The organism is Fibrella arboris (genome assembly GCF_041321095.1).
GTDB lineage: Bacteria > Bacteroidota > Bacteroidia > Cytophagales > Spirosomataceae > Fibrella > Fibrella arboris.
The window spans coordinates 1-17,667 of sequence record NZ_JBGGWE010000003.1; the positions used below are offsets into that span (position 1 = coordinate 1).

13 protein-coding genes are annotated in these 17,667 nt (G+C 53.9%); 10 read left to right on the forward strand and 3 right to left on the reverse strand.

Going from position 1 to position 17,667, the window contains the following annotated elements; genetic code table 11:
- Both ACAW75_RS05165 and ACAW75_RS05170 read right to left on the reverse strand, forming a co-directional pair.
- Positions 1–6,216: SdrD B-like domain-containing protein (locus tag ACAW75_RS05165; RefSeq protein WP_370727618.1), on the reverse strand; the 6,216-nt coding region annotated here is incomplete at its 3' end.
- A gap of 754 nt (positions 6,217–6,970) precedes the next feature.
- Positions 6,971–8,179, reverse strand: coding sequence for a sialidase family protein (locus tag ACAW75_RS05170; RefSeq protein WP_370727619.1), 1,209 nt, complete (start codon positions 8,177–8,179; stop codon positions 6,971–6,973).
- A gap of 487 nt (positions 8,180–8,666) precedes the next feature.
- Here ACAW75_RS05170 and ACAW75_RS05175 point away from each other — a divergent pair, with 487 nt between their 5' ends.
- Entirely contained in the window at positions 8,667–9,308 is a 642-nt protein-coding gene (locus ACAW75_RS05175; RefSeq protein ID WP_370727620.1) for a response regulator, read from the forward strand.
- Between the two features lie 32 nt (positions 9,309–9,340).
- Positions 9,341–9,775 carry a hypothetical protein gene (locus tag ACAW75_RS05180; protein WP_370727621.1) on the forward strand — a complete coding sequence of 145 codons (435 nt, stop codon included), beginning with the start codon at positions 9,341–9,343 and terminating at the stop codon, positions 9,773–9,775.
- 10 nt (positions 9,776–9,785) lie between these two features.
- Here ACAW75_RS05180 and ACAW75_RS05185 read toward each other — a convergent pair whose 3' ends face one another.
- Positions 9,786–11,765: a tetratricopeptide repeat-containing sensor histidine kinase gene (locus ACAW75_RS05185; protein ID WP_370727622.1), complete on the reverse strand. Its 1,980-nt coding sequence runs from the start codon at positions 11,763–11,765 to the stop codon at positions 9,786–9,788.
- Between the two features lie 253 nt (positions 11,766–12,018).
- On the opposite strand from ACAW75_RS05185, the gene ACAW75_RS05190 reads away from it, so the two are divergent.
- The 8 genes from ACAW75_RS05190 to ACAW75_RS05225 all read left to right on the forward strand — a co-directional run bounded on the left by ACAW75_RS05190 (position 12,019) and on the right by ACAW75_RS05225 (position 17,623).
- Entirely contained in the window at positions 12,019–12,588 is a 570-nt protein-coding gene (locus tag ACAW75_RS05190) for a hypothetical protein (protein WP_370727623.1), read from the forward strand.
- An 86-nt stretch (positions 12,589–12,674) separates the two neighbouring features.
- Positions 12,675–13,406, forward strand: a complete 732-nt coding sequence (locus tag ACAW75_RS05195; RefSeq protein ID WP_370727624.1) for a hypothetical protein — start codon at positions 12,675–12,677, stop codon at positions 13,404–13,406.
- Between the two features lie 29 nt (positions 13,407–13,435).
- Positions 13,436–13,819 (forward strand): hypothetical protein, encoded by a 384-nt coding sequence (locus ACAW75_RS05200; RefSeq protein ID WP_370727625.1) that lies wholly within the window; start codon positions 13,436–13,438, stop codon positions 13,817–13,819.
- 35 nt (positions 13,820–13,854) lie between these two features.
- A complete protein-coding gene (locus ACAW75_RS05205; protein ID WP_370727626.1) occupies positions 13,855–14,499 on the forward strand; it encodes a hypothetical protein in 645 nt (214 codons plus the stop codon).
- 56 nt (positions 14,500–14,555) lie between these two features.
- Positions 14,556–15,008 carry a hypothetical protein gene (locus ACAW75_RS05210; protein WP_370727627.1) on the forward strand — a complete coding sequence of 151 codons (453 nt, stop codon included), beginning with the start codon at positions 14,556–14,558 and terminating at the stop codon, positions 15,006–15,008.
- Positions 15,009–15,076: 68 nt separating this feature from the next.
- A complete protein-coding gene (locus tag ACAW75_RS05215; RefSeq protein WP_370727628.1) occupies positions 15,077–15,475 on the forward strand; it encodes a hypothetical protein in 399 nt (132 codons plus the stop codon).
- 26 nt (positions 15,476–15,501) lie between these two features.
- Entirely contained in the window at positions 15,502–16,617 is a 1,116-nt protein-coding gene (locus tag ACAW75_RS05220; protein ID WP_370727629.1) for an outer membrane protein assembly factor BamB family protein, read from the forward strand.
- A gap of 31 nt (positions 16,618–16,648) precedes the next feature.
- A complete protein-coding gene (locus tag ACAW75_RS05225) occupies positions 16,649–17,623 on the forward strand; it encodes a hypothetical protein (RefSeq protein ID WP_370727630.1) in 975 nt (324 codons plus the stop codon).
- The last annotated feature ends 44 nt before the right edge of the window (positions 17,624–17,667 follow it).

Here is a 17,667-nt window from a genome sequence, read left to right on the forward strand (position 1 = left end):
CAGCAAGTTACCTGTGCGGAACACGTTGGTCAAGCCGGTTAGGCCACTCAAGCTAGTCAGATCTAGATTCGTACCCACGCATAGGCTCAAAGCAATCGGCGCCACCACTGGCGCATTCACGCCTGTCACCGAAATTGGCGTAGCGGTGGTGCAGCCTGTTGGCGCCGTACTTACCACATTGAAGAGGTTCACCCCAGCCCCAATGCTCACCGAGGTCGGTGTACCCAGAAGATTGCCTAGACCCAGCAGACCGCCTGTGCGGAACACGTTGGTCAGTCCAGTTAAGCCACTCAGGCTAGTCAAGTCCAGATTCGTGCCGACGCACAAGCTCAGGGCAATGGGGGCTACAACTGGAGCATTCACCCCGGTTACACTAATTGGTGTGGCCGTGGTACAGCCTGTTGGGGCCGTAGAGACGACATTGAAGAGGTTGACGCCTGCCCCGATGCTCACCGAGGTTGGTGTACCCAGAAGATTGCCTAGACCCAGCAAACCGCCTGTGCGGAACACGTTGGTCAAGCCAGTTAAGCCAGACAGACTCGTTAGATCTAGATTGGCCCCGACACATAAGCTCAGGGCAATGGGACCTACCACCGGTGCATTTATCCCCGTCACTGAAATCGGGGTAGCGGTGGTGCAACCTGTTGGCGCCGTGCTCACTACATTGAAGAGGTTCACCCCGGCCCCAATGCTCACCGAGGTCGGTGTACCTAGTAACGTACCCAGCCCCAGCAGACCGCCTGTGCGGAACACGTTGGTCAGCCCAGTTAGGCCACTCAAGCTAGTCAGATCTAGATTGGCCCCGACGCAGAGCGAGAGAGCGATCGGCGCTACAACTGGCGCCTCTATTCCTGTTACTGAAATCGGGGTAGCGGTGGTACAACCCGTTGGCGCGGTGCTTACGACATTGAAGAGATTCACCCCAGCCCCAATGCTTACCGAGGTCGGTGTGCCTAGCAACGTACCCAGCCCCAGCACACCGCCCGTGCGGAAGACGTTGGTCAAGCCGGTTAGGCCAGACAGACTGGTCAAGTCCAGATTCGTGCCGACACATAAGCTCAAGGCAATGGGGGCTACCACAGGAGCATTCACCCCGGTTACACTAATTGGTGTGGCCGTGGTACAGCCTGTTGGGGCCGTAGAGACGACATTGAAGAGGTTGACGCCTGCCCCGATGCTCACCGAGGTTGGTGTACCCAGAAGATTGCCTAGACCCAGCAAACCGCCTGTGCGGAACACGTTGGTCAAGCCAGTTAAGCCAGACAGACTCGTTAGATCTAGATTGGCCCCGACACATAAGCTCAGGGCAATGGGACCTACCACCGGTGCATTTATCCCCGTCACTGAAATCGGGGTAGCGGTGGTGCAACCTGTTGGCGCCGTGCTCACTACATTGAAGAGGTTCACCCCGGCCCCAATGCTCACCGAGGTCGGTGTACCTAGTAACGTACCCAGCCCCAGCAGACCGCCCGTGCGGAAGACGTTGGTCAAGCCGGTTAGGCCAGACAGACTGGTCAGATCTAGATTGGCCCCGACGCAGAGCGAGAGCGCGATCGGCGCCACCACCGGCGCATTCACTCCTGTCACTGAGATTGGCGTAGCCGTGGTACAACCTGTTGGCGCGGTACTTACGACGTTAAAGAGGTTCACCCCGGCCCCAATGCTCACCGAGGTCGGTGTGCCTAGTAACGTACCCAGCCCCAGCAGACCGCCTGTGCGGAACACGTTGGTCAGCCCAGTTAGGCCACTCAAGCTAGTCAGATCTAGATTGGCCCCGACGCAGAGCGAGAGAGCGATCGGCGCTACAACTGGCGCCTCTATTCCTGTTACTGAAATCGGGGTAGCGGTGGTACAACCCGTTGGCGCGGTGCTTACGACATTGAAGAGATTCACCCCAGCCCCAATGCTTACCGAGGTCGGTGTGCCTAGCAACGTACCCAGCCCCAGCACACCGCCCGTGCGGAAGACGTTGGTCAAGCCGGTTAGGCCAGACAGACTGGTCAAGTCCAGATTCGTGCCGACACATAAGCTCAAGGCGATCGGCGCCACCACCGGCGCATTCACGCCTGTCACCGAGATGGGCGTAGCCGTGGTACAGCCCGTTGGCGCGGTGCTTACGACGTTGAACAGATTCACCCCCGCCCCGATACTCACCGAGGTTGGCGTACTTAATAACGTACCCAGCCCTAGCAGACCACCCGTGCGGAAGACGTTAGTCAAGCCCGTTAAACCCGAAAGACTGGTTAGGTCCAGGTTCGTACCCACGCACAGGCTTAGCGCGATTGGTGCAAGGACTGGTGGGTTCACGCCCGTCACTGAGATCGGTGTGGCCGTGGTACAACCCGTTGGCGCCGTACTTACCACATTGAAGAGGTTCATTCCGGCGCCAATACTCACTGAAGTGGGTGTACCCAGAAGATTGCCCAAGCCCAGCAGACCGCCCGTGCGGAACACGTTGGTTAAGCCGGTCAAGCCACTCAAGCTAGTCAAGTCCAGATTCGTACCCACACATAGGCTTAGCGCGATTGGTGCAAGGACTGGTGGGTTTATGCCGGTCACCGAAATTGGTGTAGCGGTCGTACATCCCGTTGGTGCGGTGCTCACCACATTGAAGAGGTTCACCCCGGCTCCCACGCTTACTGAGGTTGGTGTGCCTAGTAACGTACCCAGCCCCAGCAGGTTACCTGTGCGGAAGACGTTGGTCAGTCCAGTTAAGCCAGACAGACTCGTCAGATCTAGATTGGCACCCACGCATAGACTCAAAGCAATCGGAACGATCGTTGGCGCATTCACGCCAGTCACCGAGATGGGTGTGGCCGTGGTGCAACCTGTTGGCGCGGTGCTTACGACGTTAAAGAGGTTCACCCCGGCTCCCACGCTTACTGAGGTCGGCGTACCTAGTAACGTACCCAGCCCCAGCAGACCACCCGTGCGGAAGACGTTGGTTAAGCCGGTCAAGCCACTCAAGCTAGTCAGATCTAGATTCGTACCCACGCATAGGCTCAAAGCAATCGGCGCCACCACTGGCGCATTCACGCCGGTCACCGAGATGGGCGTAGCCGTGGTGCAACCTGTTGGCGCGGTGCTTACGACATTGAAGAGATTCACCCCAGCGCCAATGCTCACCGAGGTCGGTGTGCCTAGCAGCGTACCCAGCCCCAGCAGACCGCCCGTGCGGAAGACGTTGGTTAAGCCGGTCAAGCCACTCAAGCTAGTCAGATCTAGATTCGCACCCACGCATAGACTCAACGCGATGGGATTCACCACGGGCGGGTTCACACCCGTTACCGAAATCGGTGTGGTTGTACTACAGCCGTTGGCATTGGTACTTACAATACTATATGTGTTTATTCCTGCCACCACTGTTGCTGGCACTGACCCTAACAGCGTGTTCGTCAAACCCGTTAAAATATTGTTCTGACCTAAGATGCCTGTCAGGTTCAGCGGTGAACCTACGCATAACGATGTGCTCGCTGCGGCCACAGTAGGTGGCGGATTCACAATGACCGTTACCGGGCAGCTGGATACTAAACCACCCAATATGGGAACCTGCGCGATAAAGGTAGTGGTAGCCGTGGGACTGAATACGTTCGATGTAACAGGGTTCAACAAGGCACCCAATGCATCGACGGTATTAAACACAACTGGCCCAAGCGCCGGTAGAACGCCGCCCAGCGTGGTTGACAAGGTTAAAGCCTGCCCAACACAAATAGCCGATTGTGAGGCCGATAGAGTCAACAACGTGGCGGCACTCGCCGTAACAGAAACAATATTGGTTGTGAAACAAGTCGGACTGTTCGTGATCGTAACGGTGAAAGTATTGACGCCCGAATTCAGGTTTGTCACAGTTGCCGTACCGGTAGTGCCCCCCGTAATCACCACCCCGGCAGGGCCAGTAACCGAATACGTATAGCTGCTCGATGGCGTAACCTGGGTTGTCAAGACAATAGGCTGACCAATACATACGGCGTTGCTGCTGGCTGTAGTGGTTGCCGTGAACGAACAGGGCACTACACCCGCGTCGAAGCTAAAGTTATTTTGCCCAACTCCACCTGTGGTGAATGATACAGTTGCCGTAGCGGCACCTGGCGTGAAGTCACTATCAAGCAACCGGTTCGATCCCGTGGTGGGCGATGTAAATACATAACCCGTCAACGGAGTCTGCGCATTGGCAATCCGAAGCTGATAAGCTGTATTGTACGTCAACGCTGTTGTTGTGGTCGATCGGAAGGTATACAGACCATTGCTGTCTGTAACCGTGGTGGCAATGGGCGTTGTACCCGTCGCCGTAAAGAGTTGTACGGTCACGCCGGCCAGTGGCGCTTCGCCCGGATCCTGAATACCATTCTTATTGGTATCGACCCATAAGCGGTTACCAATTTCGATAGGCGCCGCATTACAGGTAATGTCCATGGCACCCAGCCCGTTCGACTTACCGATGTTGTTAGCCGTTCCGCCACCAGCCGTGTAGCCGAAAAATATATTGCCGGCCGCTGTGATCTGGCCACTTCGGTTGCTCATCGACATAACGCCGACCTGACCCGTATGGCCAATGGCATCTACCTGCGAAACAATGACATTGGGCGAGCCCGGGATCTGAAGTATAGAGCCTTGCGAAGCTTCTCCCTCGAATCCATCATCACCCCAATAGTATTCGTATCCACCCGGGCCACGGCTGTTATCGACCATCCCGACCCGACCGGTATACGGGTCGATGTTTGGCGGAGCCGTCCCCACAAATGACTGAATACCCCCGCAAACGCCATTACTCTCAAGGGTCCAGCTGCCCGGCGTGGTTGAACAGGCGCGCAAGATATCACCGCCTACTACCCAGAAGCTTTCGTTCACGGCATCGGCCAGCCGAGACCGGATGCCCAGAATCATGTTTTCACCGTCGAACGTAATATCAGTCAACCAGGGCTGTGTTTTGGCCACCGGGCCGCTCCCCGACGTACTGGCCGCCGCCGCACTGGTAGGGCCAGCCGTCAGATCAGGATAGGTATTCCAGCCAACCCAGTCCAGGTTATTCCGGATGTAGTTAGGGAATGTACCAAATCCGTAATAGTTTGCATTAAATGACACATCATTTACACCATCATCGGCCCGTGAATAATCAAATGGAATGGTCAGTACCGTAGTGAAGGTGGACCCGTTATATTCATATACATACCCTTTCAGATTGGCTATGGTGCCTGATCCGCAGGTGACACCAATATAAATTTTGCCACGATGCACCCGAATCGCGAATGGCCGGTAGTCGTTGATACAGTCAGCGGGCGCCGGAATCGTCACCGAGGTAGAGGCGCCCGCTGTTGGTGTACCTGTTCCCAACGGGATACTGACCAGCGCGCGGGTGTTTAGGTTAATGGCATACAGCGTCTGCTCATCTTCCGACAGCGCAATGTTCCCCAAACCAATGCGCCCCACGTTACCAGCCGCGACCGCACCACCCGTCCCGGTAGCTGAACCAACGTTGGCAATGGTGGCAAACACCGCCGTAGTGGCCGTAGCACCCGACAGGTTGATGGCGTAGATTGTCCCAAGGCCGTTCCGAACGGGTGAGGCCGTACGCGCAAAAGCCGCAGCAAACAATATTTTGCTACGGCGGTGATAGGCAAATCCGTTGACAGTCCCAACCTGCGCCTGGGTAGCCAGCGCCGATTCGCTCATCGGTGGCGTTTGGGCAAATTGATTGGTCCCCCCGGTTGTTCCAGACACGAAGGGCTGTGCCGGATCATTGATTTGTGTAGGTACAAAACCAATAATAGCGGCATCAGTCAGCGTACCAACAGCGTTAAAACAGGATGTAATAACATTGGTCTGGCCAATCGCCTGGCAATATTCGCGGGGGTAGTTCAGGCCAAAATTGGCGGTGGTGCTGGCACCGGCTGTGACAAACTGCACGGATGTGCTAGTGCCGCCCGTTCCCAGCTGACCACCGTCGTAGTCAAAATTAGCCGCTGAAAAACCTGAAAATACCAGCCGCACAGCGGTGTTGGCTGGTAGCTGGGCGCTGGTGAAGGCATAGCTACCGGTACTGCTGGTAGTAGTCGTGAAGGATGCACCAGGCGTAGTAGCCACTACGGTTATACCCGATACCCCGGGTTCACCATATGTATACGTACCTGAAGCCGGTATACTCTGATAGGTACCGTTGGCATTAAAGTCCCGGTACGCAAAGCCCGTAACCTGTGCCTGAACAGCGGAGCTTATCAAAAGCGATATGACGACTACTGCCGAAAATAGCGATTGAAACAAGGAAGATGGTTGTCTCTGTAAAGACGGATACGTTCTCCCAGAAAATGTTGGCAGGAAGATGTTATTCATATGCAGCCGCTGAGTTGATCGTGCGACTGAGCACTTGCTAAAACTATGCCATGTTTATAAAATCTATGTACTTAGGTGATTACTACTCAGTTTCTCCAAATAAGTTTAAGTTAAATTACTAAAGGATACAAAGAATAAATACAGTACACCTCCTACTAAACAAAATGTCGACCAATACACTTTCGCTTTCCGGACAATCAGCGCTTTTAGGCATAATTATTGTCTATCTAACCAATCCCCCTCAGCCAAGTCCCCTTTCCAAACCGACTGGTAAAGCCTCTTCCGTCACAAAAAATCAGTAGGCGTATTCAGGCTATTTCCCCTGTCGGCAGCCATCGAAAATGGGCCTCGCTTTTCTAAACCGATAACGTTTAAACTGAGGTTCTATCAACAAAGGAATCGCATCTACCAGCCGACAAGTGACTTTACGTAGTAGCCGATCTGCCACGAAACATGACCATACTGCCAGCAGGGATCATTACCTGAATTTTGGCGAGCATATGCCTGTATCGGCTTATTGTCACGTTGACCTCCACACAGCTACGTAGCTGTGTGGGTGAAGCCTGCTCGGGTTGGGCGGTATCCTGGCGCCGTACAAACAGCGGAAAGAACGTGCCTCAGTTGGTGCGGCCCAGGTCATCCGCTACGGCTTTAGTGGCGTACCCCGGTTAGGAACCATATGGCCCTTGATCATCCAGACCTCGGCATTAGCGCCTCCATATGACTTCGTACTGGTCAGGGCAACCACGGTATCACCACGCAGTACGCTCAACGAATTCCAAAGCCCGCTATGCGTCGGCAGGATACGAAACGGCTCAGACGGGTGCTTAAAATTCCGGGCTTCGCGGTCGCCCAGATACACGACCAGCCTCGATACAGCCAATTGGTTACTGCTCCGACTTTCGGTACTCTGAACACCAAGAATGGTTATTCCCGATTTCAGTTGACGCAGATAAGGAGCACCCGCGTAGACCGATTCGCTCAGCGGCTGGCTAAGCGCGTAGCTCCGATTCGGACTATCGCCGCCAACGGGTCCGCTTTGCCAGTTATCGGCAATCCTGTTCCTTATTATATAGGGCTTAAAGGTTGTCTGATCATTGTCTTCCATAGAAAAGGCGATGTCGGTGCCGTTCAGCACAATCGGAACGGGCATTCCATCGCGTTTTCCAGCCCTGAACGAGACAACTTCGGGCTTAGCTGTCCAGGTTAGCCCCCCGTCGGTCGAGCGCATCAGGGAAATGTTTTGCTCGTTAGAGTTAGTGTAAACACCTTCATCAGAAAAGTAGAGCTGCACCTCACCGGATGGCAACTGTAGCGCAGCGGGTTCCCAACAGCCATCATCGAAGCGGGTACCGGCTTCGTAAACCAGTCGATTATCTGTCCAGGTGGCACCACCATCATCACTTTTTACGGTTCGAATACCAAACCGTTTTCCCATTGCATTGCGTCCCGGACGCGGGTTGTATGCAACCAGCAACGAACGGTCGGCCAGTTCCACAATTTCTGGTACGGCCATACTGACGCCCGGTTCGCTAGCCGCCACCACGACCCTCCCCGACCAGGTATTGCCCCCGTCGGCACTCCGCACAAGCGCTACTTGACCACTGGCTTCATAGACGCACAGCAACGTATTATCTGCACGTTGAATCAGTCGGGCATAACCACAGTAGCCAGCTGCCTGGCCAGGCAGCGGCGCAATTTTTCGCAGCGTGTTATCGGCCCAGACAATCCAGCTGTTGTCGGGTGGTTGCGCTGCCAGGTACGTTCCGGCCACACCGACGGAGGAAGTGACGGGTTTGGCACAGGCAAGAAGCAGCCCGATCACGGTTGAAAGAAGCAGGGTCCGTTTCATAGTTAGTATACTTACGAAATAACAGCCTAATTTCTTGGGCTTCCGTATGCCCAGTGTACCCATTCGCCAGCCGCGCGGGCGTGATTAGCCTGAAGTGGTTAGCCCCCATCCCCCAACGATTCAGTTGAGTGCTCACCACAAGCAGCTTGCGGTAGTATCGAAAGCATTCAGTTTGCGAGTCATACCGACACAGCCCTTTGTTGTTGAACGCCCCGATTTCAGGACGGTCGTTTTCCTGACTATCAATCCAGAAAGGGGTCACTCACCCATTAGTCCCGGCAGTTTACCCAGTGGCGGTAGCTTGACAACTTTTTTTGCGTAACCTTCAGCGACTTGAGCGGCGCCGGAAAGAACCCAGTTGGCTTATCCGAAAAAATCCTCAGATTTGAGGATACGATTACCCCAAAACCAAGGAGAGGAAACTCGCCGAAGAAAGCTGACCTTTGCCTACTAAACAGATTGACATACAACCACTTCCAGCTCCCCCATGCGTATTCTAATTGCCGAAGACCACCGGATTCTACTCGAAAGTCTCGCGTTGCTGCTGTCGAGCATCGAGGGCGTCGACGTGGTCGCCAAACATACCAACGGCAGGCAGGTATTGGATGCACTGGCCTACGAAACGGCTATTGACCTGGTTGTGTCAGACCTTCAGATGCCCGTTATGGGGGGCATCGAGCTGACTCTCCGCCTTCGCGAGCAGTTCCCGCAGGTGAAGCTCTGCCTACTCACCGTTGCCGACCAGCCCGAGGCCATCAAGGAAGCCCTCCGCGCCGGAGCCGATGGCTATGTGTTGAAAAGCGCCGAGAAAAGCGAACTGGAAACGGCCCTTACCATGATCGCCGGCGGGCATAAATACTACAGCGAACAAGTGCTGATGCTACTGGCCAATGACCCCAACGAAACCCTGACTTTTCAGGAGGCTAGCCCACAAAAAATTGCCATCACCCGCCGCGAGCTGGAAGTGCTGAAACTGATAGCCCAGGAATTATCGGGTACGCAGATCGCCGAGAAATTATTCATCAGCCCAACCACGGTAGAAACGCACCGGAAAAACCTGATGCAGAAACTGAATACCCGTACCACCATTGGGCTGGTGAAATACGCCCTTAAATTTCAACTCATTTAGCAAGTTTTTTCACCCGTTAATCACCCAAAAAAATGGCCGATCCCGCACGCCGACTCATTCAACTACAAAGCTTTGTCACCATCGAATACGGACAGGGCACCGTTAAGTTTATTCTGCTTGACAACGAAGGCAGGCCCATCAATGCCCAATCATCCCCGTTGGTGTTTGCCTTCGGACAAGTTTTTGATAAACAAGTATTTACCACAAAAATCAATAACCAGCCGGTGCTGTTTGTCAACGTACTGCTCGATGCCAACCAGGAGCAGTACAGAACGCTGAAAGATCTGACCCACACGACTGCCAACTTGGAAACACTTGAGTTCAGGGCGTTGGCAACCAGTAAAGATCCGCTTCGCCCACCGCGAAAAGATCTGGAAGCCAATACCGTAAGAGAGTGGACTATTGAAAACGGTGTACTGGCCACGGTCAGCCGTGTGGCCGAATCGATCGACTCACACCCCGCTTAAACTAAAGTAATCACTTGACTGTATCCCGAAAATTCCCATCGCTCAAAACGGTTTCGATGGGAATTTTCAGGCGTATGCGGGTGCCTGTTTCAGCGGGATGCAGGGTATTGAACGCCCCCCCCAGCGAATCAAGTCGGGCTTGAATATTTTGCAGCCCAATGCCCCGCTTATCAAGACTTTGGCCCAGGCCCACGCCATCATCGTCAACGGCGAGGTCGATTCCGGTTTCGGTTCGTACCAGCTCGATGGTTACGGATCTGGCTTTGGCGTGTTTAATGGCGTTGTTAATTAGTTCAAGCACGATGCTGTAGACATTAAACTCAATCTCCACCGGAAGTCGCTCCACTAATCCAATGATAGTCAGCACAAACTGAAGCGGTGAATTCTGATTCAGTTGCCCTACCAGCGTAGTCAGTGTACTCGCCAGCCCTAACTTCTCCAGTTCAGCGGGGAGGATATTGTGCGATATATTCCGCACTTCGACATAGGCGTTCTGAATGAGTTGCTTCACGTTCTGATACACAGACTGCTCGGATGCTGACAGGTGCTGCGGGTTGATGTACTGAATGCTCATATTCACCGCACTGAGAAGGCTACTCAGGTTGTCGTGCAGTTCGATAGCCACCCGCTTGCGTTCAATTGTTTGTCCTTTAAACAACGCACTTTTTATTTCTTCGTTTTTCTGAATCAGTTCGCGGTTAGCCCCCACTAGTTCAGCAGTTCGTTCATCTACCCGTTTTTCCAGGGTTCGGTTGATGTCGGCGAGTTGCTGTTGGGTGGTTTCAAGTAAAGCCCGTTGCCGGTTGATCTCGTGGTTTTTGGCTTGCAGCCGCCGGTTGTTCCAGAGCAACAGCCCAAGGCAGAGCAGTGCGACTGCAATACCCGCGAAGAGGCCGTTACGGGTTTGGGCGAGTTGTTGATTCTGGTTTTGCTGTGCCAGTAATTGCACCTGCTGTTTTTGAATGGCATTTTCTTTCTGCACATTATCATACTGTGCCTGCAACGCCTCGATCCGCTGCTGGGTACGTTCTCTAGACAGGCTATCTTTCAGGAAGGTTGCGTTTTCAAACGAGGCCAGTGCCTTTGCCTGTTCGCCAGTGTTCTTATAAATTCGATAAAACAGCTCTTCTGCCTCAACTACCACGCTGCTGTTATTGACCTGAACTGCCTTCTGTTTGGCGCGCTGGCAATAAGCCAATGCCAAAGACCATTTTTTCTGGTCAGTATATAACTCCGTGATGTTGAGTAGAATGCTTCCTTCCAGATCAACGCTCCCAGTTCCCTGCGACTGCACCAGGGCTTGTTGGTAATAGGCTAACGTCTTGGGCAGATCACCCATTTTCCGGTAGATCCGTCCCATGTGATGCAGGGCCTGCGCCTGGTACCAGCCGTCGCGTTCGCGTTTGGCCAGCTCGTATAACTCGCTGCAAACCCGGAGCGCACTGGCCAGTTTGCCCTGCTCCCGGTAGGCAGGTATCAGCGAGTTCAGAATACCCAGTTCAACGTACCTGTCGGGATGAGTACGCAGCACCGCCAGCCCCTGCTGACAGAATTTCTCCGCCTTCGCATAGTCTTTCAGGCTGCTATAAGCGTGGGCCAGCGCCCCCTGCGACATGGCTATTCGGGTGTACTGCTTCAGCCTCTCGGCCAACAGCAGGGCCTTGTAATGTACCTGAATACTTTGGTAATGATCGCCTTTTATCTGATGCAGAAAACCAGCAAACTGGTAGGCATAAATTAACTCTTTCTGTAGTGTTGGCTTATTGCACAGCGCAATAGCCAGCGTTGCGTAATGCATCGACGAGTCAACGTTTGCGTCAATATAGCCATTCATCACGGCCTTCAGCGTCTTAAACACGAGCGTATCACGGGCCAGTCCGCCGGGGCGTTGCTGCAACGTACCCAGTACTCGTTTCAAGCTGTCGATCTCATAAGTCTGGGCCAGGGCAGTTTGGGCCAGCAGACAGCACAGAAGCAGATACTTTTTCATAAGCAGGGCGTAGAGACCAGTAAACATACGAACCGGAATGTAAGATACAACCGGGACCGTCTGCCGCTGGGTACGTTTCTAATATCCTAGAATTCAGGGATATAAAATCATCACTATCCATGATTTCCGCTGAGTGCCAGCACCCGGACCTTTGGGGTGTTGGTTCGGCCAGGTGCTGAACATCGGTTAACCAGCCCGGTTAGTCGATGTCGGGCCACTCGTTTATCCGCTTTCCGCCAAACATCCATACCCCATGACACACAATCGTTTACCTCTTGCCCACCCGGTCGTTAGCCTTGCGTTATTGACCAGTTTGGTAACCTCGTGCAAAACAGATCCCGCCACCGACCCCAATAGCCCGGCCAGCATCGGCCCCGTTTTTATCGGAAACCTCGATGGCAGTTTCTACCCTCAAATTCACATAAACATGAAACGACATCTCACCTTCTTCCTTCTATTGGCTGTTATATCGCTTGCCGGTGCATGCAAAAAAGACGATATCGCCCCAACCCCGTCGATGGCGGGCTTTTGGGTGGGCAAATATGGAAACGGCGCCGCAGCCGCAACGGTAGATTACGCTTTCCTCATCAAATCGGATGGCTCGATGAAGGTCTACGCCAATAATGCTGACACCGCAAAGGCCTCGAAAGCCAGCGGAACGTATTTTGTGTCCGGGACAAAAATCAATGGTAGCTATTCGTACTCTGGCGGTACACAGTACTCATTCATAGCTACCACTGATGATAAATTCACTACCATGTCTGGTTCATGGGGTAGCGGAAGCGTCACGACAGGCAATACTTTTTTTATGAATAAAAAGTAACGACGTCATTGCCAGTTAGCCCTGTTCCATCACCTGAACAGGTACGTTGTTTTCAACCAATCATCCACCCATTTTCTTATTCACCAATGAACAAGCTCCTTAGCCTTGTCAGGCTGGCCTGTGTCTTTGCCTTGTGCCAGTCGTGCCGCACGGTCTACACGCCCAACGCCCTGAACGTACCCCTGTTGCAGGAACAGGGCGAGATTAAACTGATGGTGGCCCCCAACAATTACCAGGCGGCCTACGCAGTCACAGACAAGATCGGCCTTATTGCCAATGGCCGGGTAGCGACCTCGGCCAACAGCACATCGGTAAACGGAACAGCTACCGACAGCTTCGATGCCAAAAATTCAGTGTTCGAGGCGGGCGTTGGCTACTACGGCCGTACGGGGCGCAACCTCACCTATGAACTGTATGGGGGCGGGGGCATGTCGCAGGTGGGTTTCCACGGAACCGGCTCCTCGGTGGGCAAAAACTACGACGTATCGGGCCTGAAATTCTTTGTTCAGCCCAACATCGGGTTCACCAGCCAGGGTTTCGACATTGCCTTCAGCACGCGGCTATCTGGGCTTCAGTTCAGCACGGCTACTGGCAACTACTCGGCATCTGACCTGAAAAACAACGATCTCGACGGGCTGGCCAAAAGTACCCACCTGTTTCTGGAACCGGCCATTACGCTGCGTGGGGGCTATAAATACGTGAAACTACAGATGCAGCTTGGCGGCTCCTTCAAGCTGACGCAGGCTGTCATTCCCTACAATGGTCTCATTGCCAACGTTGGCCTGGTCTTCGATTTCGCCCAGTGGTACAACCACTAAGTCACACCCGTAAAACCCGATTTCCCTGCATGAAAACGTCTATAAGAACAACCCTACTCCTGCTGCTGCTGGCGGGAATGACCCTCACAAACACGTCGTGCGCCACGCTCTTTGGCGGCAAACGCACCCCGTACCAGCAAACCAAGCCATTGGCTGGTCAACCCGCCCGGTCGGTCAGGCCGGTGGCCCTGGTTGGCGACATTCTGTTGTTTTTCCCCATCGGCCTCATCGTTGACTTCGCGAACGGGGCCATTTACAAACCCTACGAACCTGTAGCCAGCAGTGGCACGTACCAGACTCCCGCCCAGGCAGCTGCCGCTCGTCCTACCGCCGTGGCCCCGCAACGGGCAACAGCCCCGAGCCAGCGAACAGCTCCCACTCAGAAAACCGCTACGCCCCGCAAGCGGCCCTAAGCAAGGTCACGGGTAGTAGCCAACCACGCCAGATCATGAAAAAGCAACTCATTATCAGCCTTATAGCCGCAACAGGGTTGCTGGCTGGCTGCGCCCGGACCTACACCGACAAGTCGGCGAACGTGGAGGGGCAAACGTTTGCGGTGCTGCCCTTCGATGTGCAGATCGTGAAGAACATCAACGTGCAGCGCACTACCCAGGCGCAGCTAGACCAGCAGGCCAAAAGCGAAGCCTACCGCTACCAGAGTTCGACCTACAACTACATGTTGAGCAAGCAAAAAGATTTCGTAATCGCTTTTCAGGACCCCGAAGAAACCAATACGATGCTGAAACGCAGCAGGATCACCTACGAAAAGCTGCACGACCTGACCAAAGCCGAACTGGCCACGCTGCTGAAAGTAGACGGGGTAATGTGGGGCAAGATGTACCGCAAGGAGGTGATGCCCCAGGCAATGGCCAAAGGCATTGATATTCTGGCGAGCCAGAACAAGCTGGGCATTGGCCCCATGACCGCCAACGAAGTAACGATGAACCTAAGCCTGTTCTCGAAACCCGAAAAGCGCGTGGTCTGGACCTATCAACTGAACGTACCTGGCGGAGCCGACGAGTCGCCCGAATCAATTTCGGCCAGCCTGATGAACAACGCAGCCCGCAAATTCCCCTACCGCAAACGGCGGTAAACCAATCCGGGCGCGGGACGCAGGAATCAGTCTACAGTTAAACCAATCCACAGATTATGAAAACGGTAAAACAAAAAATAGGCAGTATTAGCTGTCTATGCCTCTTGTGTCTGGCAATAGCCGTAACTGCTTGCAAAACAACGACCAGCGACGTGTTGCCCAGTAGTACACTGCCCGCCAACTACGACAATCAGGGTACGTTGATTGTAAAGAGCAACACGCTCCATATCTGCATCTGGGACTGGAGCGTCGTTGATGGCGATGTGATCGACCTGTTGGTCAATGGCAAAACGCTGCTCTCGAAATACGAGTTGACAGCCGACCACAAGTGCCTCGACGTCAAACTACCCGATGGCGAAAGCTGGATCGGCATCATCGCCATCAGCGAGGGATCCCTCGGGGCTGCCTCGCCTCATGTTGAACTTTCGGACGGGGTCAGCACACAGGCGTTCGATATTCTTGGCTACATCAGCAAGCCCGGCGGCTACAAGATTAAAGTGCAGAAGTAATAGCGTACAACAGGCCCCGCCGAAAGCCTTAAACCGAGTAGGCAACCAACATTTCTTCCACATAACTCATGAAACAGTCATTCATTTTCTTCGCCATTCTCCTGTTGTTTTCAGGCCTCCAAGGCTGCAAAAAAGCCGATGCCGAGCCAGACTGGGCCTCTGCCGTGGTGGGTAAGTATACTGGAAAACAGACAGAGAATGGAGGCATTAGCTACGCCTCGTCACTAACCATCACAAAAACCAGTGCCAAGGGCATTGCTATCACCCTGATCGACTTGCGCGACAATTCCGAGGACGCTCAGATCAACGACATTACCATGACCTCGGCAACTGCCTTCAACGTGTTGTATGACCCCTATCGCGATGGCAAGGGATTCAACATCGACGGCACCCTATCGGGAAACACACTGGCGGTGACGGTCAAATCATCGGGACAATTGCTGACTTCGTTTTCGGGCAGCAAATAAACCGCTATAAGCCTATCCACACAACCATGAACACCCTCAAAAACTGCCTCAGGTACGTCCTGCTGGCCCTGCCACTCCTCTTTTTTGCCTGCAAAGACAAAGACCCCGGCCCCGACACCGACGATGTGGTGTATGTGGGTAGCGTGGACGGAAAACTCTACGCCCTCGATGCCGCTACCGGCACCAAAAAATGGGAGTTCCTGACCGGAGGGGGCATTTACGGTAGCAGCCCCATCGTGAGCAACGGCGTGGTCTATGTGGGCAGCTCTGATAACAAACTGTATGCCCTTGATGCGGCCACCGGCACCAAAAAATGGGAATTCCTGACGGGCGGCGGTTCAAGCAATATGTATTCCAGCCCGGCGGTCAGCAACGGCGTGGTCTATGTGGGGAGTGCTGACACAAAAGTCTATGCAATCGATGCCGCTACCGGGACCGGCAAATGGGTTTTTGCAACGGGTGATCGTGTTCTTTCGAGCCCGATAGTCAGCAACGGGATTGTGTATGTGGGCAGTTATGACAACAAACTCTACGCGTTCGATGCCGTGACGGGAGCCAAAAAATGGGAGTTTCTCACCGCAGGCGACCTGGAAGCTACGCCGGTAGTCAGCAATGGGCTTGTGTACGTGGGTAGTAGCGACAAAAAATTCTATGCCATTGACGCAGCTATAGGCACAAAAAAGTGGGAATTTCTCACCACAGGATCGGGACTTTACTGGGGTGCGGCAGTAAGCAACGGGGTAGTGTACATAGCCGATAGCGGGGGCAAAGCGTATGCCCTTGATGCCGTGACAGGCACAAGAAAATGGGACTTCCAATCCACCAATACCGGATCTAATGGGTCATTTGGTCGCACAACCAGCGTGGCAAACGGGATTGTCTACACCGGCTTTTATAACACACGGTATGCCCTCGATGCCGCCACCGGCAGCAAGAAATGGGAGTTAGTCACCGGCGGTGATGCCCGCCATGCCACCATCAGCAACGGCACTTTCTATTGTGGCAGCCAGGACGGAAAGCTATACGTAACGGATGCCGCTACCGGGACCGGCAAATGGTCGTTCTCTGCGGGCGGTATAAACGGCTATGCCTGCGTGGTGACCAAGCAGGGCAAGGTGGTCCGGGGCAACCCCGGTGACTGATTATCATCCACCATTTTTCTCCCACACAATCATGAGAATCGCATACACTCTTACCCTTACTGCGCTGCTGATTGCAGGTACGTTTGGCTGTAAAAAAACCGAAACAACCGTCACGCTTGTTACGCCCGTAGTCCCAACGCCTGTTGTAGAAACCATGCCGAAAACAGCCGCCAACGATGAGGGCTTTTTGTTCTACAATGCCAGCACGGGTGCCTCCGCTTTTTATGAAGTAGGTGTCAACTTCAAATCGCTGAATCTGGTCAAAGATTACGGTACCCGGCTGGGTACTAACTGGACAACCGTGATGAGCTATCAGGGCTTTTTGTTGCTCTACAATGCCAACACAGGCGAGGCCGCGCTTTTCGACGGCCTGAAAATCACGAAACGGTTTAGTGGCTTCGGGTATGGTTTTACACACCTGACCAACATAGGCAATGGGCGGCTGGTATGCTACGATGCGCTGACAGGCAAGACCCTGTACCGAGTCTATGACGGCAGTGCCGAGACGTTTATTACTTTGGCCAACGTGGCTGTGGCGGCGGGTTATACGTCGGTGCTGATGGGTGCGCCCGGAGTGGCTACGGGTTATGTGCTGTGGTACAACAAAACCACCGGCAATATGACTATGGGCTACTTCAACAGCAACAACACCTACGCCAACCAGGCTACCGCCAAATTCAACGCGGGATGCCTGCTCTACAACCACTATTTCAGCTACCGGTTCTGGTATACGCCAACTACCGGGCAGGGTGGCACAGTCAATGCCGGTGTATTGCTCGACAAAGCCACCATCACGGCACCGGCGGCCAATTTCCCCGCTAAAGCCTGGAAGCTCATCGAGAGTTCGGAGAATTATGTGGTGACCTACGGCAGCACCGGCAGCTACGCCATTTATGCTACCGGTAAAGGCAGCGGCATCAACGGAAGTGGCACGTTTCAGGGAGTGGGCATAGGCACCAACATCCTGAAAACTGACTGGACCCACCTGACCTCTATTCAATTTTGATAGCTAGTCAACGCATCACGTGCCAGACGTATCGGGTACGATCA